The organism is Actinosynnema sp., from assembly GCF_052038725.1.
The window spans coordinates 1-1,870 of record NZ_JBQGCX010001162.1 but is presented as its reverse complement, the minus strand read 5'-3'; the positions used below and the strand labels follow the sequence as shown (position 1 = coordinate 1,870).

General features: G+C 76.5%; 1 protein-coding gene and 1 pseudogene. Both read right to left on the bottom strand.

Going from position 1 to position 1,870, the window contains the following annotated elements:
* A pseudogene (locus tag ACTUAL_RS24380) lies at positions 1–1,192 on the bottom strand (primosome assembly protein PriA); the annotation flags it as partial.
* Between the two features lie 69 nt (positions 1,193–1,261).
* On the bottom strand, positions 1,262–1,870 hold a 609-nt coding region (locus tag ACTUAL_RS24375; RefSeq protein WP_440901889.1), incomplete at its 5' end, for a methionine adenosyltransferase domain-containing protein.

The following is a 1,870-nucleotide window of genomic DNA, read 5'->3' as shown; positions in this document are numbered from 1 at the left end:
CGCGGCACTGCCCGCAGGCCAGCGCGGGCACGTACCCCCGGCGCGGCACCTGGATCAGCACCGGCGCGCCCGCCGACAGCGCCGCGCGGGCGGCCTCGAACGCGATGGACGGCAGCCGCGCCGAGCGGGCCGCCGGGTCCTTGGCCTCCTGCCAGTCGCCGTCGCCGACCGCGACCACGCGCGGCGCGGCGGCCCGCAGCTCCTCCCGGTCGGCCACGACCTCGTGCGCCCACCCGCTGTCCACCAGCAGCTGCGCCTCGGCGGTGCGGGCGAACCCGCCCACCAGGAACGCGGCCCCGCCCAGGTGGGAGCGCTGCACGAGCACGTCGCGCACGTTCGGGTAAGGCATCCTCGGCTCGGTGTGCAGGTCGTCGCCGTCGTCCCACACCACGACGAGCCCGAGGTCGTTGACGGGGGCCAGGGCCGCGCCGCGCGCGCCCAGCGCGATCCGCACCGAGCCGCGCCGCACCGCCAACCAGCGCTTGTACCGCTCCTGCGGCCCCAGCTCGGCGGCCAGCACGGTCACCGCGGCCGGGTCGACCAGCTTCGCGCACGCCTCGTGCAGCCGGGCCAGGTCCCGGTGGTCGGGCACCACGACCAGCACGCCCTTGCCGGTGGACGCCACGGTCGCGGCGACCTCGGCGAGCCGGGCGGGCCAGTCCTCGGCGGGCAGCGCCTGCCACACGGCGCGCGGCGCGCGGCCCGCGGCCAGCGCGTCCAGGAAGTTGGCCCCGTGCCGGTAGCGGCCCCAGCCGGTGTCGGCGGGCCGCTCGGGCACGGGCGCGGGGGGTGGGGGCTCGGCGGCCTCGGCGCGGGCGTGCCGGGGCGGGACGGCCATGCGCAGCACGTCGATGAGGGTGCCCGCGTACCGGTCGGCGACCGCGCGGGCCAGCAGGGCCACCTCCGGGGCCAGCACGGGCTCCGGGGACACCACCTTCTCCAGGAAGGCGAGCTTGCGGCCGTACTCGGTGGACTCGGCGCGCTCCAGCAGGTAGCCGTCGACCAGCTGACCGGCGAAGCGGACCCGCACCCGCACGCCGGGCACGGCGACCTCGTCCAGGTCGGTGGGCACCTGGTAGTCGAACGGGCGGTCCAGGTGCGGCAGCGGCACGTCCACGACGACCCTGGCCACGGGCCTGGCGGCGGCGGGGCCGCGTTCGCCCCGCCTGCTCGCCGCCCTGCCCTGTGCCATGCCCGAATCTCGACCAGAGGGCTCCGCCAGTCCCGGACCGCCGGGCCCCCTCCGGGTGGTCCCGTCCGATCAGGCGCCCGCCGCCGCGCGGAGGGCGTCGGCGCGGGAGGTGTCCTCCCACGGCAGCTCCACGTCGGTGCGGCCGAAGTGGCCGTACGCGGCGGTGGGGGCGTAGATCGGGCGCAGCAGGTCGAGGTCGCGGATGATCGCGGCCGGGCGCAGGTCGAACACCTCGGTGATCGCCTGCTGGATCTTGGTCGGGTCCACGGTCTCGGTGCCGAAGGTCTCCACGAACAGACCCACCGGGGCGGCCTTGCCGATCGCGTAGGCCACCTGCACCTGGATGCGGGTCGCCTGACCCGCGGCGACGGCGTTCTTGGCCACCCACCGCATCGCGTACGCCGCCGAGCGGTCGACCTTCGACGGGTCCTTGCCCGAGAACGCCCCACCACCGTGCCGCGCCATGCCGCCGTAGGTGTCCACGATGATCTTGCGACCGGTCAGCCCGGCGTCACCCATCGGACCGCCGATCACGAACCGACCGGTCGGGTTGACCAGCAGCCGCACGTCGGAGGTGTCCAGGCCGAGGCCCTCGATCGCCGGGGCCACCCCGCGCTCGCGCACGTCGACGCCCAGCAGCTGCTCCAGGTCGATGCCGTCCGCGTGCTGCGTGGACAC